The organism is Acidobacteriota bacterium, from assembly GCA_012517875.1.
Classification (GTDB): domain Bacteria; phylum Acidobacteriota; class JAAYUB01; order JAAYUB01; family JAAYUB01; genus JAAYUB01.
Genome location: JAAYUB010000025.1, coordinates 1 through 19,636 on the forward strand (window position 1 = coordinate 1; position 19,636 = coordinate 19,636).

16 protein-coding genes and 1 pseudogene are annotated in these 19,636 nt (G+C 64.2%); 3 read left to right on the forward strand and 14 right to left on the reverse strand.

The features are described 5' to 3' along the window. The 8 genes from GX414_03400 to pta form a co-directional block, all read right to left on the reverse strand. Positions 1 to 1,059: TonB-dependent receptor plug domain-containing protein (locus GX414_03400; protein NLI46130.1), on the reverse strand; the 1,059-nt coding region annotated here is incomplete at its 3' end. A gap of 372 nt (positions 1,060 to 1,431) precedes the next feature. Beyond that, on the reverse strand, positions 1,432 to 2,274 hold the full coding sequence (locus GX414_03405) for a DUF4097 family beta strand repeat protein (GenBank protein ID NLI46131.1): 843 nt from the start codon (positions 2,272 to 2,274) through the stop codon (positions 1,432 to 1,434). Between the two features lie 186 nt (positions 2,275 to 2,460). Further along, the gene (locus GX414_03410) at positions 2,461 to 3,774 is read right to left on the reverse strand and encodes a saccharopine dehydrogenase (protein NLI46132.1); all 1,314 of its coding nucleotides are present in this window, start codon (positions 3,772 to 3,774) and stop codon (positions 2,461 to 2,463) included. Between the two features lie 22 nt (positions 3,775 to 3,796). Then, on the reverse strand, positions 3,797 to 5,098 hold the full coding sequence (locus tag GX414_03415; protein NLI46133.1) for a hypothetical protein: 1,302 nt from the start codon (positions 5,096 to 5,098) through the stop codon (positions 3,797 to 3,799). Between the two features lie 148 nt (positions 5,099 to 5,246). Next, positions 5,247 to 5,930, reverse strand: coding sequence for a hypothetical protein (locus GX414_03420; protein NLI46134.1), 684 nt, complete (start codon positions 5,928 to 5,930; stop codon positions 5,247 to 5,249). A gap of 80 nt (positions 5,931 to 6,010) precedes the next feature. Further along, on the reverse strand, positions 6,011 to 6,889 hold the full coding sequence (locus GX414_03425; GenBank protein ID NLI46135.1) for a UDP-3-O-acyl-N-acetylglucosamine deacetylase: 879 nt from the start codon (positions 6,887 to 6,889) through the stop codon (positions 6,011 to 6,013). A 276-nt stretch (positions 6,890 to 7,165) separates the two neighbouring features. Further along, entirely contained in the window at positions 7,166 to 8,455 is a 1,290-nt protein-coding gene (eno, locus tag GX414_03430; protein NLI46136.1) for a phosphopyruvate hydratase, read from the reverse strand. 40 nt (positions 8,456 to 8,495) lie between these two features. After that, on the reverse strand, positions 8,496 to 9,506 hold the full coding sequence (gene pta / locus GX414_03435) for a phosphate acetyltransferase (GenBank protein ID NLI46137.1): 1,011 nt from the start codon (positions 9,504 to 9,506) through the stop codon (positions 8,496 to 8,498). Between the two features lie 176 nt (positions 9,507 to 9,682). Here pta and GX414_03440 point away from each other — a divergent pair, with 176 nt between their 5' ends. Beyond that, positions 9,683 to 10,114 carry a hypothetical protein gene (locus GX414_03440; GenBank protein NLI46138.1) on the forward strand — a complete coding sequence of 144 codons (432 nt, stop codon included), beginning with the start codon at positions 9,683 to 9,685 and terminating at the stop codon, positions 10,112 to 10,114. Between the two features lie 627 nt (positions 10,115 to 10,741). Here the strand turns inward: GX414_03440 and GX414_03445 are convergent. After that, positions 10,742 to 11,962 (reverse strand): molybdopterin molybdotransferase MoeA, encoded by a 1,221-nt coding sequence (locus tag GX414_03445; protein ID NLI46139.1) that lies wholly within the window; start codon positions 11,960 to 11,962, stop codon positions 10,742 to 10,744. A gap of 179 nt (positions 11,963 to 12,141) precedes the next feature. Here GX414_03445 and GX414_03450 point away from each other — a divergent pair, with 179 nt between their 5' ends. Then, on the forward strand, positions 12,142 to 13,509 hold the full coding sequence (locus GX414_03450; GenBank protein NLI46140.1) for a peptide MFS transporter: 1,368 nt from the start codon (positions 12,142 to 12,144) through the stop codon (positions 13,507 to 13,509). 36 nt (positions 13,510 to 13,545) lie between these two features. On the opposite strand, the gene GX414_03455 is transcribed toward GX414_03450, so the two are convergent. Continuing rightward, entirely contained in the window at positions 13,546 to 14,040 is a 495-nt protein-coding gene (locus GX414_03455; protein ID NLI46141.1) for an N-acetyltransferase, read from the reverse strand. A 574-nt stretch (positions 14,041 to 14,614) separates the two neighbouring features. Between GX414_03455 and GX414_03460 the strand changes: the two genes are divergently transcribed. Beyond that, positions 14,615 to 16,276 carry a hypothetical protein gene (locus GX414_03460; protein NLI46142.1) on the forward strand — a complete coding sequence of 554 codons (1,662 nt, stop codon included), beginning with the start codon at positions 14,615 to 14,617 and terminating at the stop codon, positions 16,274 to 16,276. A gap of 176 nt (positions 16,277 to 16,452) precedes the next feature. Here the strand turns inward: GX414_03460 and GX414_03465 are convergent, their stop codons facing one another. The 4 genes and pseudogenes from GX414_03465 to GX414_03480 all read right to left on the reverse strand — a co-directional run bounded on the left by GX414_03465 (position 16,453) and on the right by GX414_03480 (position 19,468). Beyond that, on the reverse strand, positions 16,453 to 17,124 hold the full coding sequence (locus GX414_03465) for an HAD-IA family hydrolase (GenBank protein NLI46143.1): 672 nt from the start codon (positions 17,122 to 17,124) through the stop codon (positions 16,453 to 16,455). Between the two features lie 78 nt (positions 17,125 to 17,202). After that, positions 17,203 to 17,382: pseudogene (locus GX414_03470) on the reverse strand (hypothetical protein). A 23-nt stretch (positions 17,383 to 17,405) separates the two neighbouring features. Further along, on the reverse strand, positions 17,406 to 18,443 hold the full coding sequence (locus GX414_03475) for a class I SAM-dependent methyltransferase (GenBank protein NLI46144.1): 1,038 nt from the start codon (positions 18,441 to 18,443) through the stop codon (positions 17,406 to 17,408). 227 nt (positions 18,444 to 18,670) lie between these two features. Further along, positions 18,671 to 19,468 (reverse strand): DUF1295 domain-containing protein, encoded by a 798-nt coding sequence (locus tag GX414_03480; protein NLI46145.1) that lies wholly within the window; start codon positions 19,466 to 19,468, stop codon positions 18,671 to 18,673. Between the last annotated feature and the right edge of the window lie 168 nt (positions 19,469 to 19,636).

Here is a 19,636-nt window from a genome sequence, read left to right on the forward strand (position 1 = left end):
GCCGTATCCGCCGGGATCGTAGCCGTAGCTCTGGCAGATGTCAAGGAAGCGCTGGACGTCGGCTAGCGTGACCGCGGCGCCACCCCAGTCGTTGCTGTTGCCGGTGTCGTCGATGAGGTAGTCGTTGGGCTGGGTCCGGCGGGTGATCTCGCCGTTGACGAAGAAGAAGAGCTTGTCCTTCATGATGGGGCCGCCCAGACGGAAGCCGTACTGGTGCTCTTTGAATTCGCCGACGGGGGTGTCGTCCTCACCTTTGCCCACGAGAGCGTCCCAGCGGCCGTAGTAGAACACGGAACCGTGCCACTGGTTGGTGCCGCTGCGGGTGATGGCGTTGATGCCACCGCCCGTGAAGCCGCCCTGGCGCACGTCATAAGGGGCGATGACGATCTGGAATTCCTGGATGGCGTCCAGGCTGATGGGGTTCGTGCCTGCTTGTCCGCCGGGGGTGCCGCTGTCGGCCAGACCGAACAGGTCGTTGTTGACGGCGCCGTCGATCTGGACGTTGTTGTAGCGGTTGTTCTTGCCGGCCACGGAGTACGCCTGGTCGCTGAAGTTCTCGCTGATGTTGACCTGGGGCACCAGCCGGGTGAAGTCGGAGAAGTTACGGGAGATGCTGGGCATGTTCTCGATGGCCGCCTGGGTGACGTTGTGGGCGGCGCCCGTGCGGGCGGTGCTCAGCTCCGCCTCGGAGGCGACGACGGTCACTTCACCGAGGTCGACGTTGGCCAGGACCAGCTTGTACGAGAGCTGCTTGTTCTCGCCAAGCTTGACGTACACGTCGTTGGTGGTATCGGTCTTGAAGCCCTCCATCGTCACGGTGATGGTGTAGGGGCCGCCGACACGGACCGCCGGGATGTTGAACCGGCCGTCCGCACGGCTGATGGTGGTGTAAGTCGTTCCCGTGGGAACGTGAACAGCGGTGATTTCCGCCCCGGGCAGGGGCATCTCGTCGCTGCTCAGGATGACGCCGCTGAATTCTGCCGTGGTGGCGCCCTGGCCGAGCACCAGCACCGGCATGCTGAGTAGCATCAGCAGCCCGATCCATAAGGTTTTGCGCATAACGAAACAGCTCCTTAACAGAGGATTATTGCAAAAACAAATCGTCCGTGTCATGGGACTGCGCGTCCATTACACATTAGCGCTGCCGGCTGAAAAATTGATAAGGATTTCCTGAGTTTCCAGTGTACGCAGAGGCGCCACCGCTGCCGGTTCCGGGGGATTGGGAACAACTATCCAACTGTCGCATCCGCTCGCAACTGCACCACATGTCCTGTCGACATCCTCAGTACTGCTCGTGTGCGCTTCATTCTACTCAGGCTGAAACAGATTTTCAAGAGTCTATTTTGCGAGTCGAATAATTTTTTTTGGGGGGGGCGCGGAAAGCGCCGCGAGGCGGTTGCCACGCGGCGGTTCATGCGATTGGCGAAGGGACTAGCGCTCGAGCCGGATCTGACCCTTGTATGTCTCGACGCTCAGGCGGACCGTTTCCTTCCCGTCGTGTTCCGACTGCCGCGCCGAACCGGTCTCAGCGGACCGGCCGAGGCGATCGATCAGTGTACCCTTGGACGCGATATCCGAGATGACGGTCACAGGCTGGTGGCTGTTCAGCACCAGCCGGATGTCGCCTTTGTAGGTCTTCAATCGGCAGCGCCCCTCGAGCCGGCTGGCCTCGATGTCGATCCGGCCCTTGTAGGTCTCCGCGTCCAGCCGGCCGGCCAGCCGGGTGAAGTCGACCTCGCCCTTGTATGTATCCATGACGACTTCGCCGGACAGGTCGCGCCCGCGCACCGTGCCTTTGTAGGTCTGGATCTGGATCTTCCCGTCGAAGCCGTCCAGCGCGATGTCAGACTTGTAGTCTTTCATCACCAGCCGGACCTTTCGCGGAGCGTGCACCTTCAGGTGGGCGTAGGGCAGGATCTTGGAACTGTCGAAACCCAGCCAACCGCGCTCGGCGGGTACGTCGTCGTAATCCACCTCCACCGTCACGGCGCCGCGGCTCCCGGTCACCACAACGCGGGTGGCGTCGACGGTCTTCCGGGCGTACGATTCGCTGACATCGCCGGGCGCCTCGATGGTCGCGTGCACCTCGACCAGCGGCTTGTCCCAGGGGATGAGTTCAACGGTCCCCTTGTAGGTGCAGACGCGCAGGCGGCCTTCGGGTTCCAAGCTGGCCGTCTGGTGAAAGTCCTTGGAGCAGGCCGCCCAGACCGGCGTCGCCAGGAGCAGAGCCAGTGCCAACACAGCCGGTACCGGCCGAATCATTTGACGACTCATGGGGCCTCCTTTCTCATCGGGCGCCGGAGAGGGCGGACGTCCGGCTTGATGACAACCAGTACGAAATCCGGCGCCGCGAAGTTCACCCGGACGAGCCGACACCCGGCCGATCGTCGGCGGGCGCAAACGGAAACGGCCGGGCAGGCCCCGGCCGTTCCGATGGATGCGACGGGCCTGGCTGGCCGATCAGGTTTTGTCCACTTTCTCCGTGAACCGGATGCCGGTGTTCTCGAGCTCGCCGAGAACCGGCAGGTAGATGGCGGGATCCACCGGAATGAGCACGCCGGTGGCCCGGATCTTGCCCTCGAGCAGGAGCCGGGTGGCGATGGCAGCCGGCAGCGCCACGGTCCGGGCGACGGCCGTTTCGACACCCTCGACGCCGAAATCCACCATCTGGGAGGTGAACCGCTCCTTGTGCCCGTCGGGGAACTCGCCGACGACCTCGTGCAGCATGACCACCATGTCCCGCTGTCCCTTGGCGTAGGCCATCTTGGGGAGGAGATAGTCCGTCAGCACATCCAGAGGGGGATACTGACCCTTGTTGATGGGCGTATCCAGGAAGAGTCCCATGTACTCGAGCTTGTCCATGATCTGGGGCTTCTGCTCCAGCTTGAACTTCTTGGCGAACTCGGCCTTGACGTCACCGCCGAGGCCGGTCAGCCGGGCGGTGAGGGCCTGGTGGGTGAGACCGGCGGTGTCCAGCGGGTCCAGCGACAGCCAGCCCGATTTGCTCACCACGCTCCACGCCTCGCACCAGCCGGGGAAGCGGATGGTGCCCCGGAACATGGTCCGGATGTCGGGCAGGTTGTAGATATCAATGTAGGAGATGGAGTCGCGGTTGGGGTAGAACTCCATCTGGCCCACGCCGTCGATGAGGAGCGGATGATGGTCGTCGAACAGGTTTTCCGAGGCGATGTTCACGACCTGCCCGTCCTTGCGGTACATGGCCGTGTTGCGCCCGGCCAGCACCACGCCGCGCGGACTCCAGGAAAACTTGTACTTCAAAGGGTTGTCCAGGTTGTCGGGGGCGGGCAGAGCGCCGCAGTAGGAGTTGAACACCGTGACCTTGCCGCCGCGGTGCTGGATATCGTGGATCATTTTCATGGCGGACATGTGGTCGATGCCCGGGTCGAGGCCGATTTCATTGAGGAAGCAGAGACCCTTGGCCCGGACCTGGGCGTCCAGCGCCTTCATCTCCGGTTTGACGTAGGAGGTGGTGATCATGTGCTTGCCGGCCTCGATGCAGGCGTTGGCCACCTGCAGGTGGTAGATCCACGGCAGCAGCGAGATCACCACATCGTGCTCGGCCACCATCTGGCGGAGACGGTCGGCCTCCTCCACCACCCATGCCACGGCCCGGCCGTTCGGGTGCTGATCCAGCAGGGCGGCCGCCTTGTCGAACGTCCGCGATGCCACCGTCACCTGGATGCCGTGCTTGAGCAGGTACTGGACCAGCGGCTTCGACACCAGGCCGGCTCCGAGCAACAACGCTTTTTTCATGATTGACTCCTTCGTGATTATATTAATGATGCAGATATTTTTCGATGTAGCGGTAGTCGGGCGTCAGCCGGCCGTTGTGCACGATCACGGCGCGCTTGAGCGGGGCCGGCAGATCCAGTGCCTCGAAGGGGCGGGAGAAATCGGCGGCCATGATCGCCGGGATGAACGGACTGAGCACTCCGCTGAAGTAATTGGACGCCTCCAGGGGGAGTTCCGACGGGAGTATATCCACGATGAGCACGGCGATCCCGTCGCCGCCGTCGCCGAGCTGGTAGGTGTCTCGGAGCGGGTCGTAGACCAGGAATGGCTTGTCGGGGCCGTGTGCCTCAAAGGTAAACTCGATGCTGCCGCCGATGTCACAGGTGATGTCGCCCACCACGCGCAGCTTGCGCTGACCCTCGCGCCACAGGCGGCCGGCTTCGGCCCGGGTGAAAAGGCGGGGGTAGCGGTCGTCCCAATAGATGCAGTTGATGAGGATGTCCAGCTTGGGCAGGTACTGTTCGAACGCGGAGAGGTACTTCTCCGGATGCGTGTAATAGTCCTGCAGTTCGAATCGGCCGTCGGGCGAAGCCGGCCGGACCATGTCCGCCTCGGTGAATACGACCTTGTAGACGGTGTCGGCCGCGGCGTCGAGACGGCCCTCGGCCAGGTCCGCGGAAGTCACGGTCACGGGCGCCAGCTCGGCGATGATGGATTGGGCGCCCTTGGAGACGTTACCGTAACCGCTCACGCCGATGACGAACGGCTTGAGCGCGACGGGGATGCCCGCCGCCAGCAATGCCTGTCCGACGCCGCGGATGTGTTCGTGGGCGGCGGCCAGGGACGGATAGTCGAGCGCCCGGCGGATCTGTGCGAGCGGCGTGTCGATGCCTGCCGCCGCAAGGCGACGGCCGAACAGGTGCAGGGTATCGATGGCGCCGGCATACCCGGCGTAGTTGCCGAAGAAGATCAGGCGGCGGTTGTTCTCGTCCACCACCCGCTCGTAGTCGAGCAGCGTCGCGCCGCGATCCAGGATGCTCTGCAGCATGGCCATGTTATAGGGCTGGCCCTTGATGGTGTGCGAAAAGAACATATGGACTTTGCCCGGTTGGATTTTCTGCGCGGTGATTTCCTTGAGTCCCAGGATCAGGTCGGCCGCGGACAGGTCCCGGCTCAGCGCGGCACCGGCCGCGGCGAAATCCGCGTCAGGGAACACGCGGTGGTTCGAAGGCTCCACCAGGCACCGGAAGCCGGCCGCCACCAGCGACCGCAGATCGGCGGGGGTCACCGGAGCCCGCCGCTCCTGGATGGATTTGTCTTCTTCACGGATGGCGAGGGTCTTCATGTGATTACCTGAATATTGAAAATTTAGAGCCAAACAGAATATCAAAGGACCGGCGTCGGGTCAAGCGCAACGCGTGGTTTCGGGCAGGAATGACGCCGGAACTGGGTGGGGTCACCGCATTGTGGGACGGTTCGGGAGGCCGCCGGCGTTACGGCTGGAGCCGCCCTTTCTTCAGCAGGCTGTTGAAGACGCTGGTGAACGTGGAGAAGTTGGAATAAGCCCAGCCGCCCGAGCCGTTGACCCCGTAGTTGAATGCGTCGTTCACCACCCGGAGCAGGTCGGGCTGGAGCCGCGGACTGGCGCCGGTGGTGACCAACAGCCCCACCAGGCTGATCCGGTGTTCCTTGCAATGCCTCACCAGCTCGTGCAAGGGCGGGTAGCGCGACGGCGAGAACGAATCGGCTCCCTGGATGAAGCCCTCGGTGTCGACCAGGCTGAACAGGTCTGCCGATCGGCCGTTGGTGATGAACACCACGGTGTGTCCGGCAAGCTCTTCGCTGGCGAGGAAGCTCAGTAGGTTGCGGTACGGCGTGGTGGCCGGCGAGGTGACGGTGAGGGTGAAGCCGGTCGGCGGCCACACCAGCTGCCCGGCGGGTCCTGCGTGGATGCGCGTGTACTCGTTACGGGTGGTCAGGTAGATCCGTACCGGCAGGTCCGCCGGCAGGCGCCCCATGAGTTCCTGCATGCCGTCGTTCAGCAGCAGCCGGTCGGCGTCGGGCCGGATGTCCTGCTGGATGAAAAAGACCAGCGGCCGGGTGTCATTCTGAGTGCGGGGCGCCGGACCGGCGACCGCCACCATCAGCAGCAGGCACAGCAAAGGGACATGGCGCATAGCGTGTTCTCCTCAGGCGCCGCGTGCCCATGGGGCCGGAGTCGCACCCGCCGGAGGCGAGGCGACGGGACGCGGGTGTTTCAGGCCACGTCGGTGGCCACGGGTTCGGGAATCGGCTCCAATGAATAGTTGGCGGGATCGGCCATGATTTTTTTCACCATGGCTGCGTGCACGGCGTGGCCGCCTCGGACCACGTGGAATTCGCCGTGGACGGGATGGCCCACCAGGGAAAAGTCTCCCAGAAAATCCATGATCTTGTGGCGGATGAACTCGTCGGGAAACCGGAGACCCTCGGGGTTGAGCAGGCCGGTGTCGGTGAGCACGATGGCATTGTCCAGGGAGCCGCCCTGGGCCAGCCCGTTTTCCTTCAGCGTGGAGATTTCCTTGAGAAAACCGAAGGTGCGCCCGGGCGCGATCTCCCGCCGATAGTGTTCCGGCTCGATGGCGCAGCGCATCTCCTGAATCCCGATGAGGGGATGGGTGAAATCGATGCGGTAGCTCACAATGAAGGAGTCGGCCGGTTGGGCCGAGACGGTCTTGTCGCCCAGCGCGTGCTGGATCTCGCGCCGGATCCGGAGAACGCGCCGCCGTTCGTCGTACACCCGGCGGCCCGCCGCCGCAATTCCCTCCACAAAGGGGCGGGCGGAACTGTCCAGGATGGGCACCTCCAGGTTGTCCACGTCGATGAACGCGTTGTCGATGCCCATGGCGTAGAGCGCCGACAGCACGTGTTCCACGGTGGAAATCAGGACGCCTTTTTTCATCAGCGTCGTGGCGTAACTTACGTTGGCGATGTGGGCGGCCTGCGCCTCGATGGGAAAGTCGTTCAGGTCGCTGCGGCGGAAAACGATCCCCGCGTTTGGGGGGGCCGGGCGGATGATCATTTCGACGGGACAGCCGGTGTGCAGGCCGATGCCCTTGAAGTCGATGGCTTCGTTGATGGTGGATTGGCGGTGCATGCGAGCGTTCATCTCCGGGGTCGGTGTCCGGGCCGTATCCTTTAATGCAATCCGGATGCCACGACGGGCATTCATGCCTGGCCGGCCGCACCCGCCGGCCGATCCGGAAGGATGACCGCAAAAACGGCCGGATTCCGAACCGTTTCATCTGTCGCGCCTACACCCCACCTTGATGGGCGTTTTGGCGGATCGTCCACAATCAGGGGATGCAGGAGCCCGGGGGGGGGAGGCGGTGCACGGCGGGACCGGCAGCAACCGATCCCGCCGCACGGGCGGTCAACGACGGTAGCGGCTGAAGATGCCCCAGCCGGGGTAGTGGGCGGCCTTGCCGAGCTGCTCCTCGATGCGGAGCAACTGGTTGTACTTCGCGATCCGGTCGGTGCGGCTGGCGGAACCGGTTTTGATCATCCCGACGCCGGTGGCCACCGCCAGGTCGGCGATGAAGGTGTCCTCGGTTTCGCCGCTGCGGTGCGAGATCACCGCGGTGTAGCCGCTCCGGCGCGCCAGCTCGATGGTGTCGAGCGTCTCGCTGACGGTGCCGATCTGGTTCAGCTTGATCAGGATGGAGTTGGCCACGCCGGACTTGATGCCGCGGCTCAGCCGTTCGGTGTTGGTGACGAACAGGTCGTCGCCCACCAGCTGGATCCGGTCGCCCATGGCGTCGGTGGCGAGTTTCCAGCCGTCCCAATCCTCCTCGGCCAGGCCGTCCTCGATGGAGTAGATGGGATATTTCCCGATCCACGCTTCGAAGAACGCCACCATCTCCTTGGCGGTGCGTTTGGAGCCGTCGGATTTCTTGAAGACGTACTGGCCGTTTTCGAAGTACTCGCTGGCGGCCGGATCCAGCGCCAGAACGATATCCTCGCCCGCCTTGTAGCCGGCCTTCTGAATGGCCTCCAGAATGACGGTGAGCGCTTCCTCGTTGGAGGCCAGATTGGGGGCGAATCCGCCTTCGTCGCCCACGTTGGTGTTGAGCTTGCGTTTTTTGAGCACGCCCTTGAGCGCGTGGAAGGTCTCGACACCCATGCGCAGGCCGTCGTAGAAGGATGGCGCACCCACGGGCATGATCATGAACTCCTGCAGGTCGACACTGTTGTCGGCGTGGCTGCCGCCGTTGAGGATGTTCATCATGGGCACGGGGAGCGTGTGGGCGTTGGTCCCGCCCAGGTAGCGGTAAAGCGGCTCGCCGAGGAACTCGGCGGCGGCCCGAGCCGTCGCCATGGACACCGCCAGGAGGGCGTTGGCGCCCAGGACGCCCTTGTTGGTGGTGCCGTCCAGCTCCAGCAGCGCCTCGTCCACCAGCCGCTGGTCCAGGGCGTTGAGCCCCTCGAGGGCCTCGGCGATGGTGTTGTTCACGTTCTCGACCGCCTTGAGCACGCCCTTGCCGCCGTACCAGGTGGCATCGGTGTCGCGCAGTTCCAGCGCCTCGAACTGGCCGGTGGACGCGCCGGACGGCACGATGGCGCGGCCCATGGCGCCCGACTCCAGGACCACTTCCGCCTCGACGGTGGGGTTGCCCCGGGAGTCCAGCACCTGGCGGGCGCCGATGAAATCGATATAGCTCATGAAACCTCCTCGGTATGGTTGAATGGTGTTCCGATCGGGGTCAGCCGCGCGACTGGCCGTGGATGGCCTGGATGCAGGTGATGGCCACGGCGTTGACGATGTCCTCGGCCGAGCAACCGCGGGACAGGTCGTTGCCGGGCCGGTCCAGCCCCTGCAGGATTGGGCCGATGGCCTCGGCGCCGGCCAGCCGCTGCGTCAGCTTGTAGGCGATGTTGCCGGCGTTCAGGTCGGGGAAGACGAGCACGTTGGCCTGGCCGGCCACCGGTGAGCCGGGCGCCTTGCCGGCGCCCACCTTGGGGACCAGGGCCGCGTCGGCCTGCAGCTCGCCGTCCACCAGCAGGTCCGGCCGGCGGGCTTGGACATAGCGGGTGGCTTCGACCACCTTGTCCACCAGCGGATCGGCGGCGCTTCCCTTGGTGGAGAACGAGAGCATCGCTACTCGGGGCGTGTCCTCCAGAAACATCCGGCACGAGTCCGCGGCGGCGATGGCGATGTCGGCCAACTGGCTGGCGTTGGGGTTGGGCACCACGCCGCAGTCGGTGTAGATGAACGAGCCGTTGGTGCCATACTCTGACTTCGGCGTGACCATCAGGAAAAACGACGAGGCGATGGACATCCCCGGTCGCAAGCCGATGCACAGGATGGCCGCCCGCACCGTGTGGGCGGTGGTGTTGGTGGCGCCGGCCACCGAGCCGTCGGCCAGCCCGTCGCGAACCATCAGGTCGGCGAAGAAGAGCGGATCCTCGATGGTCTTGTACGCCTCCTCCAGGATCATGCCCTTGGCCTTGCGCCGCTCGTAGAGGAGCTCGGCGGCCCGCTTGCGCAGCTTGTCGTCGGCCATGGAGATGATGGGCACGCCGGCGATGTCCACGCCGCCGGCCTGGGCCGCGGCCCGGATCTTGTCCGGGAGACCCACCAGACTGACGCGGGCAAACCCTTTGGCCAGCACATCGACAGCCGCCTGAAGGGTGCGCGGATCCTCGGCCTCGGGCAGCAGAATGTGCTGCACCGACTCGGCCGCTCGATGCCTGATGTGCTCCAGAATCTGCATGGTAACCTGCCTGTTAAGAGTTTTGAAAATAACGGCAATCCATATCATACCACGCCGGACGCCGAAAGGATTTTGTTGATCTTCGCTTCACCATGAAATAAAATCTCTACCGAATGTGAAACATTCGGTCGCGTCCCGTATCTTGATCCGCGTACTTTATGCCTAGGAGGTCTTACATGAAGCGCATGGTGATCGTCGGCCTGGCTCTCCTGGTGCTTGCGCTGCCGCTGATGGCGGCCCACGCCTTCGTCGGCCCTGAGAAGTGCAAGATGTGCCACAAGGTCGAGTACACTTCCTGGCAGGCCACCAAGCATGCCAAGGCTTGGAACTCGTTGAAACCGGCTGAGCAGTCCGACGCCAAATGCATGGGCTGCCATTCCACTAACCTGCCGGCGATGACCGGCGTCAGCTGCGAGGCGTGCCACGGCGCCGGCGGCGACTACTGGAAAATGAGTGTCATGAAGGACCAGAAGCTGGCCATCCAGAACGGTTTGGTGATTCCCACCAAGGAAGTCTGCGAGAAGTGCCACAACAAAAAGAGCCCCACCTTCAAAGGCTTCGACTTCGAGAAGAGCAAGGGCCTGGTCCACGACGTGAAGAAGAAATAGCTTCTGTCCCGTTTATCATGCATCCGAGCCCCGCACCCGCGGGGCTTTTTTTCACTGTTTCAACCATTCACCGATTTGCCGTTGATCTAGCCGTGGCACGATCAACCGGTTGGCACAGCGGAGGTGCCGCGAGCGGGAGCGAACGGCGGGAAGGGGTCCTTGCGGTATCTCATCCCGGGCGCCGCACCAATCCGTCGGCGTTTGTCCATGGCCGCGAGGGGGAGCAGTGCAAGGGGAGCATTCGCCGCGAGCAATGGAATGGTGCCGCGGACACCGCGGGTCTCGCGGGGATGGCTTCCGCGCTCCCGCTCGCGGTGCCTTTCGCGTGCCCGCCGGCAGATTGTGCCCGTTTCACGAATCCGTACAGCACCCGGGGCTCCCGACCTCGTGCCCTGGTTTCAGAGTTCTGCGCCCAGCTCTCAGAATCCAGGTCCCAGAACCCAGGTCCCAAATCTCGGCAGAATCGATTTCGAATCCAAATAGCCGATAAAAGATTAGCAATCATCGGCAACCGATCAGCCAACGATCCGAAATGACCGATGAAAAATGATCGATGAGATGATCAATGACTGATGGCGCGGATTCTATCTGCGGTGGGTGCCCCGGTCGTCCTGCCGGTGCGGCCGGCTACTCCGGCGGCAGGAACTGAAACGGTTCGAGGATGAACACCCGGACCAACTCACCGGCGGCCAGCTCGGGACGGTCCGCCGGCAGCACCGCCAGCCCGTTGATCGTCCGCCACGAGAACAGGTCGGCGCTGCCCTTGTCCCGGACGGGACGGCACAGCAGCCGCCCCTCTTCGGCGACGAGGCGGCAGGGGCGGTAGGCGGCGCGGTCGCCTCTGTGCCGGAGGTCTGCGGTTAAGGTGGCGGTGACGAACATGCTGTGCGGCCGGTTCCAGCCGGCCAGCCGCCGCAGCGCCGGCAGAGCGAAACGGGCCGCCTGCAGCAGCGAAGAGACCGGGTTGCCGCTGAGTCCGAACAGGAGCTGGCGGCCCTTGCGGGCGAACACCAGGGGTTTGCCCGGTTTGATGGCCACCGCGTCGAACAGCACCTGAAAGCCCTCGGCCCGCACCGCGGTCTGCACAAGATCAAATTCACCGACTGAAACGCCGCCGGTGAGCAGGATGACGTCGGCCTCGGGCTCGGCGCTCACCGCCGAGCGGATGGCGGCCTCGTGATCGGGCACGATGCCGCGGACGGCGCAGGTGTAACCGAATTTGCGGAAATACGAGGCGATGGAATACATGTCGGAGTTCCGGATGCGGCCGCCTGTGAGCGGCTGGTCGATGTCCACGAGTTCAGAACCGGTGTTGATGAGCGACAACACCGGCCGCGGATAGACACGGACCCGGGTGAAGCCGAAAATGGCCAGAACCCCCAGATCGCTGGCCTTGAGGACGTCGCCGGGGGCGAACAGCGGGCTTCCCGCCGCCAACTCGGATCCCCGCGGCGCGACATTCCGGCCGGCGACCGGCGTTTCCGTAAACTCCACCCAGTCGTCGGGGTGTTCCCGGCAATGCTCCTTCGGCATCACGGTGTCGGCGCCGGCGGGCAGCGGCGCGCCTGTCATGATCTTGACCGCCGCGCCGGGGGGCAGTTCGCCGTCAAAGGCCTTGCCGGCTGGCAGGCAGTCCACCACGCGGAGGCGCGCACCCGGTCCCGTCGCGTCGGCGGCACGGAAGGCGAAGCCGTCCATCATGGCCCGGTTGAAGGCGGGCACGTCGTCACCGGAGCGCATGTCGGCCGCCACGGCATAGCCGCCGGCTTCCAGCAGCGGAACCTCGATGGGCGCGCGGGGCTGGCACTGCTCCAGAATGACGCGCTCGGCCTCTTCGATGGAGATCATGGGAACCTCTTCCCGGCGGTCTCGCCCAGATGGTAGCTGAAAAACCGCCCGAATGCACGGGGTTTTTCATGGATCGGCCGCCGGGAAGGTGGACGCGGCGGATGTCTTTCGCTATACTCCCGTTTTCTCCCCGGTTGCGCGCCTCGGCGAACGCGACTGGAATCCAGCGGAGGTGCGGCATGGACCCAAAGCCCGGCAACTTCCCCTCGACCTTCTGGATGGCCAACGTGACCGAGCTGTTTGAGCGCGGCGCGTTTTATGCTATGGCCAGCTTCGTGGTGCTCTACCTCGGCCAGCTGGGCCTCGGCGACTACTGGCCCAGCACCCTTAACGGCACCGTGCTCTGGACCCTGGTCTATTTCCTGCCCATCCTGTCCGGAACCATCGCCGACCAGGTGGGTTTCAAAAAGTCGCTGCTGGTGGCTTTTGTGCTCCTGGCCGCCGGATACTTTCTGATGGGCTACCCGGTCTGGTTCGGCGGCGCCACTCTGGCCAAGACCGTGGAGAGCGAGGTTACAGCCGGTGCCAACGTCGTCATCCCGGTGGTTATCGCCATCGTGCTCATCGGCCTGGGCGGCTCGGTGGTCAAGCCGTGCATTTCGGGCACGGTGCAGAAGACCTCCGGCGTCCTGGCGACGCTGGCTTTCGGGATCTTTTACATGGTCATCAACATCGGCTCGCTGTGCGGCCGCGGCGTGAGCTATGCGGTGCGCAAGCAGTTCGACTTGAGCTATATCTTCGCCGTGTCGGCGGCGTTCGCCGTCGTCGCGTTTTTTGTGGTGCTCATTCTCTACAAAGACCCGGACCGGCTCCCCGGAGCGGCGGAGAAAAAACCGCGCAAGTCACCCGGGCGCATCCTCATGGACATGGTGCTGGTGCTGCGCAACCTGCGTTTCGCGCTGTTCCTGGTGGTGTCCAGCGGCTTCTTCTTCATCTACAACCAGGTGTACAACGTGCTGCCACTCTATCTGAAGAAGGTCGTGGAGCTCGACCCGCCCGTGGACCTCATCACCATGGCCAACCCGTTCACCATCGTGTTCTTCCAGCTCCTCATCACCAAGCTGTTCGGCAAGTGGAAACCCATCAACTCCATCGTGGTGGGCACGGTGATCATCGGCCTGGCCATGGTCATCAACCTGGTGCCCATCTATTATCTTGGCATCCGGAACTTGAGCCTGGGCACCCTGCTGCCACTGGGCTCCATCTTCATCACGTTGACCGTGGCCCTCATCGCGTTCGGCGAACTGTTCACCTCGGCGCGGACCTATGAGTATATCGGCGCCCTGGCGCCCAAGGGGCAGGAGGGACTGTTCCTCGGTTACGCAAATCTGCCCATGGCCATCGGCTCGTTTTTCGGCGGGCCGGTGGGTGCGCTCATCTTCAACGAGGTGATCTGCCGCGGCGCCGTCAAGCGGCCGGACGGCCTGCTCGACCCCGATCCATTCTGGAACACCTTCGGCTGGCTCCTGCTCATGACCATCGGGCTTGTTTCGGCCTTCAGCATGTGGCTCTACAACCGCTGGCTCCGGAAGCAGCAGGCGGCATGACGGAACCGGCCCCGGGCCGGGCGGCAGCGCGAGGGATCAGAGCCGCTTCTGCATCCAGACCACGTCGAAATCGCGGTCGAACTTGCGTCCTACGGCCCGGAACCGGCCGCATTCCGCGAACCCGTTCCGCCGGTGGAAACGGATGCTGCCGTCGTTGAGCGAGGAGATGCTGGCCAGGATCGTGTCCACCCCCAGCCGGTGCGCCTCCGCCTCGAAGCGCTCCAGCATCATGCGTCCCAATCCGCGCCCGGTGTGCTCCGGGCGGATGAAGTAGGTCACCTCCGCGGTCCGGGCGAAGGAGTCGGCCGGGTGCCAGCGGCGCAGCATGCCGAAACCGGCCACACTCCCGTCGGGGGCGATCACGGCGACCGACGGATAGCCCTGGGCCAGACCGGCCAGGCGCCGGTAGAACGCTTCGTCCACCGGCGTGGATGGGTAGGCGGCGAAGCTGCTGCCGACGAACTGATTGAAGATTTCGGTGACCGCCCCAGCGTGGGCGTCGGTCAGCGGTTCCAGACGATACGCATCCATAGGGTGTTCTCCACAGTCCGCACGGTTTCCGCCGGTCTGGATCCTGAGATCACCCGGACGAGATTCCGGGCAACATTCAGTCATACCGGCGGGAACCGACTATTTTCATCCCGTTCCGCCCCGAAGACAACAGCCAATCAGACCGGGAAGCGAATCTTCCAACGCATGGGGGAAGAGCCGGACCGGCGCGTCCGCCGGGGCGGACGCCGTCGTTGCGTTGAAACCGGCGATCCGACACGAAATCTGTGGATGTTCCCACCTTTTCTTTGATGTTTCCCAATTGTGGAGACGCAATATTTTTGAAATGATTACGATAAGTGGTGCAGAACATTCAGCCCGTCGTTGATGGGATCGCCGCGCAGAGAGACGGACAGTTCAGTGAGCGGTGGTCGGACAATCGTACCAGGAGGTAATCCATATGAGTATCGGACCAGCAGGTGGGACGCGACAGACTGTCACGCCCGACGATTACGACAATCCCACTGACGGGGGGGCTGCAGCCGGATCGGGCAAGCCTTCAGGCGGATCCCAGCCGGATGTCTGCCGGACCCCTTCGGGGGGGCGATCGGATTCGGTGACCGGCACAACCGGCAGCGGTTCTGCGGATGCCGACAGTGTGACTGCCGGTGTGGATTCACGGGCAGGGAGCTCCTCTGTTTCCATCGGCGCGGGCGGCTCCATCTCCGTCCGGACAGGCGGCAAGGGCGGGTCCGGCAAGGGTATCGGTGATACAGGGGCAGGCGGCACGGGCGAGACAGCGCCGGCGAAGACGGAATCGGCAATCAGCGGCAGTGTCATGCGGTCCAAGGTGCAGGAAGCCATGAAGACCTTTGATATGGGCAAGGCGAGCGCGGCGGGCGCCACCGCGGGTGCCGAGGGCGGAAAACCGGAAGGCAAACTGGACGGCAAGCTGGACGGAAAGATCGACGGTAAAATGGACGGGAAGCTGGATGGCAAGTTCGACGGCGGCGCCATGGGCGGCAAGATCGACGGCAAGGTGGACGGCAAGTTCGACGGCGGCGCCGTGGGCGGCATGGCCGGCGACATGGGCGGCAAGGTTTCCGGAAAAATGGACGGGAAATTCGACGGCGGCGCCGTAGGCGGCATGGCCGGTGACATGGGCGGCAAGGTTTCCGGCAAAATGGACGGGAAATTCGACGGCGGCGCCATGGGCGGCATGGCGGGCGACCTGGGGGGCAAGATCGCTGGTAAAGTGGAAGGTAAATTCGACGGCGGCGCCATGAGCGGCGCGATGGGTGGTGTCGATGGCAAGATCGATGCCGATAAATTCGGCATGGGTGACAAGTTCGGGCCCGGTGACAAATTTGGCGGCATGGGTGACAAGTACGGTGGTCCCGGCGACAAATTCGACGGCATGGGTGATAAGTACGGCGGTTTCGGCGATAAGATGGGCGGCTATGGGGACAAGTTCGGCGGTGACGGCTGGTCCGGCGGCGGACCCGGGGACAAGTTCGATCCCACGGGCAGCGGCGATGCCGGCAGCGGCAAATGGGGCAAGGAAGGCTCCTACACCGACGGATTCGGCAAGAAGGACGATTCGGGCGGAGTCGGCGGTTACGGCAAGGACGACAACAAGACCGGTGGGTCAAGCTGGGGCAAGGATGACAAGGATACCGGCAAAACCGGCGGTACCGATGACAAGAAGGGCACGGGCAGCAGCGACAGTTCAGACAAGACAGACAAGACGGACAAGTCCGACAAGTCTGACAGCTCCTCCGGCTCCAGCGACAAGGCGGACAAGGATTCCGGTGGAAAGGAGAAGGAGAAAAAGGAGTCCAAGGGCATGGGCATCGGCGGTCCCGGCGACCCGGACAAGACCGGTGACGGCGGCGGCGTGTACGACCCGTTGGGCGCTCGGCCGAACCGCGAGCGCAACAAGATGCCCACGGGTGAAGCGGTGGGCATCGACCACGGCGAAGGCGACCGGGGCAGCGGCGACAATTCGTTCTCCATCGAGGGCAGCATCAACGCCAGGGTCAATCCCGGCAGCAACCGGGACACCGACTACGAGACCCGCGAGGAAGGCCCGAACATGATGTGGCAGAAAATGCACTACGGCATCGACCGGCCCGAAACCGGCCAGAGCGAGGGGCAGGTGCAGGGGCAGGCCCGGGTCCAGGGCGGGGCAGCGATGGCCGACGGGGCTCGTGACGCCGCGATGGAGGGCGAGGGACTGGCAGACATGGAAGAGCCTCCGCCAGGCATGGGCAGATGACGGATTCCCGGAGGGAAGAGCTTCGAACGCACGGGTTTCGAAGCCTGATATGATCTGGCCCGAGGCCGGACGGTTGCGGAGCGGGGATCGCACATGCGGCCGTCCGGAGCCGAGGAGGGGGTAGCGAGGGCGGCGGAACACCTCGAATTCCGCCGCCCTTTTTTTACACGGTTGTCTCAGGCGGAGCCGTTTATTGACCCGGCCAGCAGCCGGTGCACCAGCTCGTGAAAGCTGGCAACCAGAAGGTCGGGGCCGGCACGACGCAGCGCGTTCGCGTCGCCGTAGCCGTACAGGACTCCCGCAGAGCGCACGCCGGCCCGCTGCCCGGTCTCGATGTCGCGCGGCGTGTCGCCCACCATCCAGGTCCGGCGGTCGTCACAGGGATCGGCGAGCGCCGCCCGCACCCGCCGGATAATCTCCGGATCCGGTTTGTACGGGAAATCGTCGGTGCCCTGGACATGGGCGAAGCGGCCGCGGATCCCGAGCAGAGTCAAGACTCTCTCCGCCATCCAGGTGCGCTTGGTGGTCGCCACCGCCAGGATGATTCCGCGCGCCTGCAGCGCCGCCAGACCTTCCGGCACCCCGGCGAACAGCCGGGTCTCGTCGGCGCAGTGTTCGGGGTAGTATGCCTTGTAGGCCACGACCGCCTCGGCGATCCGGCGGCGGCGGTGCGGCGGCAGCACCGCTGCGAACGTCTCCTCCAGCGTGGCGCCGATGTGCGGGTAAAACACCGATTCGTCCGACACTCTGTGCCCGATGCTCAGGAGCGCGTGGCTGAGAGCGCGGGCGATGTCCCGCTTCGAATCGGTCAGGGTGCCGTCGAGGTCTAAGATCACGAGGTGGGCCATGACGTTGGGTCACTCCGGGGCGGCGGTCGGCGCACTGGCGGATTCCAGCGGCGCTCCGTCCCACTGGCGGTCCCACTCATCATGGCGAAGGAGCAGCCGCGCACCGTCGGCGAGCCGGACCTTGAAATAGAGATAGCCGACGCCGTACCAGCGGTCCAGGATCTCGACCACCGCTTGGACCGATCCGTCCCAAACCACCTCGGTTGGCCGCTCGTCCACACGGTAGCCGCTGTAAGCGGACACTTCAATATTCCGGATCCAGGCGGCCTTGACCACCGTGCTCACACCCCCTTGGGCGCCAGCCGGTAGTGGGACACGAGCCACTCCTGGCCGTCGCGGTAGCCGAACAGTTCGGCGCAGGCCATGATGAACATGCGCCAGCGCTGGAGCGCCCGAGGTGCCTCCGCCGCGCCGCATGCCTCGGTGAGGATGGCCAGAATGTCGGCGCGCTGTCGGTCCAGGTTGGCCAGCCACGCTTCGAGGCTCTTCTGATAGTGCCGGCCGTTCACGCGCCAGTGCGCTTCCACCGCCAGGTGGCGGGGGAAGTAGAGAATCAGGTCGTCCGATGGCATCATGCCGCCGGTGAAGAAGTGCCGGCCCATCCAGTTGTCGGCCCCTTCCGACTCGAACGGGTAGGCCAGCCGGCGGTGGGTGAAGATGTGGATGAACATCCGGCCGCCGGGTTTGAGCCAGTCCGCGGTGCGCTCCAGCAGCGCCTCCCAGTTGCGCATATGCTCGAACATCTCCACCGATACGATCCGGTGGAAGCGGTCGGGTGCTTCGAACCGGTTCATGTCGGCGGTGGTGACCTCGATGTTGCGCAGGCGGCGCTCGGCGGCGCGGCGACGAATGAACTCCCCCTGCGGCGCGGAGTTGGAGACCGCCAGGAAGCGGCTGCCGGGGAACCGCTCCGCCGCCCAGAGGGTGAATGAACCCCAGCCGCACCCCAGATCCAGCACCCGCATGCCATCGACCACGCCGGCCCGCTCGGCGGTGAGCGCCAGCATCGCGTCTTCGGCGGCGGCCAGGTCCGTCACGCCGGCGGGCCAGTGGCCGGCGCTGTACTTGAGCCGCGGTCCGAGAATCCGTTCGAAGAACGCCGGCGGGACCTCGTAGTGCTGGACGTTGGCATCGTCTGCGTGCAGCGCCACCGGGGCGCGGCGCATCGACTCGACGAACCCCATTTTTTTCGCCAGGTTGGCTTCGGCGTCGCCGCGGTCCTCCTGGTGGAGGCGGCTCCGCAGCAGGCGGCGGATGCCCACGCGGATAACGGCGTCGGGCAGCTTGCCCCGCTCGGCCCAGTCAAGCAGCATGTCCATGGAAATGCTCCGGGGAAAAATGAGACCCGTTCCATTGTGTCATAGAAAGGTGAATTGGTGAATGGGTGAATCGGTGAATCGGGAGAAGATGGACGGCAGGCGGCAGAGAGTAAACAGTGAACGGTAAACAGTGAATGGTGAACGCCAGGCAGTAGAAGGTGAACCGTCGAATCTGACACCTATCGAATCTGCGTACCTGTAAACCTGCGAACCATTCTCCTATCTCCTCATTCCTCACTCCTCACTCTCCGCCGGGGCGGCCAAGGGACGAATGCGCTCGTGCGGGCGACATAATCGCGGTAGCCGGGTCGGCGCGCGCTGAGGTCCTGCTCAAGCAGGGTGACGCCCGACACCCGAAGGAGGAAGAATGTCATCAGGGCGGGGCACAGGACCGTCCACGGGCCGTGCGGCGTGGGCAGCACGATGAGGAAGAGGCCCCACCACATCACCGCCTCGCCGAAGTAGTTGGGGTGGCGCGTGTAGCGCCACAGGCCGCGGTCCATGACCTGGCCGCGGTTGGCCGGATCCCGCTTGAAGCGGGCGAGCTGGGTGTCGCTTACCGTCTCGAAGAGGAAGCCGGCGGCCCAGAGGATGGCGCCCGTCAGGTCCCAGGCAGTCCAGCTCGGTGGTGTGGCGGCGGCGATGCCGAGCTGCACGCCGAGCGAGATGAGCCACTGCAGGAAACCCTGCAGTAGGAAAATGGTGAACAGGCTTTGCCACCAAAACGCTGCGCCCCGGGTGGCGCGCATGGCGGCGTAGCGGCGGTCTTCGCCGTGACTGCGCCGCCGCCATAGGATGTGACCGGCCAGGCGCAATCCCCAAACCGTTACCAGAACCGCCAGCAGCAGCCGCCGTCCGTCGAATCCGTCCGTCCGGGCGTATGTCAGCCAGGCGACGAGGACGATCCCCAGTCCCCAGAACACGTCCACCACGCTGGCGTCGCGCAACCGTACGCTCAACAGCCAGAGGACGGTCATCAGTGCCAGCGCAGCAGCCAAATTGCTCAGGAGAATCATCGGGTCCATCGATTGTCCCCAATTGCTTTCATTTAATTTGATGCTTGGCATAATCATTCGGTCGCGTATATTATTTAATGCTTTCGCCGACTTTTTTGTTGATCAAAAAATGAAACTATTATAAAATTTTATAATATATTTAAAAAAGGCAGGACGCTTATGGATGCGATCATCTAC